Here is a 790-nt window from a genome sequence, read left to right as displayed (position 1 = left end):
AGCAACAGTCATGATCACGAAGAGCTGCGGGCACCTCACACCAGGGTCACCCCACCCAAGGGCAACTACAGAACGTCACCGGCGAGCCAGGTCGAAACGGTCGTTGCCCGGCCAAGATCGAAGACCCGGATATCCCCAGCGGGACAGGATGGTCCAAAAAGCGAAGGCCGGCGGCCGAAAGGCAGCAGGAAACCGAGACACGCGTGGTCAGCTCCTCCGCTGATCGTCTGTGGATAACTGGCCGGATACGAGACGTTGTGCTCGGCCCGCAAGGGAGCTGACGTGGACCAGGTGAGCCTGTGAACGAACCTGTGATGACGAGGTCGGAACCGGAGGGCAAGTTGGACACCGCGGCGGTCAATACGACAGCCAATGTGAACGGACCTGCGGGCGAGGTCTTGGACTGGGACGCCATCTCCTGGCGTGCGGTCGAGGACGACGTACGACGTCTGCGGCAGAGGATCTTCACGGCGAGCCAGGCAGGGGACCTCAAGAAGGTCCGCAACCTGCAGAAGTGGATGCTCCGGTCACGCGCCAACACGCTGCTGAGCGTGCGGCGCGTCACCGAGGACAACGCTGGCCGCAAGACCGCGGGTATCGACCGAAGGGTCATCACGACCTCGGTCGGCAAGGCCGCGTTGGTCGACTGGCTCTGCCAGCAGACCACGGTCGTTTCAAGATCGTCATGTGAGTTTGAGGATCTTGAAGGGGCGGGTCATGTTCCGGGCGGCTTCTCGGGTTGTCTCGGTGATGTCGCGTCGACCGGTGAGCCGGATGGCTCCGACTGCGA

The 790-nt window shown here is 63.2% G+C and carries 1 protein-coding gene; it reads left to right on the top strand.

Features of this window, described 5'->3' with window-relative positions; genetic code table 11:
- Positions 1-299 precede the first annotated feature (299 nt).
- The coding region (locus KME75_RS42080; RefSeq protein WP_308283542.1) for a reverse transcriptase N-terminal domain-containing protein at positions 300-790 on the top strand (491 nt) is incomplete at its 3' end.

The organism is Pseudonocardia nigra (assembly GCF_019396355.1).
Taxonomy (GTDB): domain Bacteria; phylum Actinomycetota; class Actinomycetes; order Mycobacteriales; family Pseudonocardiaceae; genus Pseudonocardia; species Pseudonocardia nigra.
This window is presented reverse-complemented; position numbering and strand designations above follow the sequence as displayed.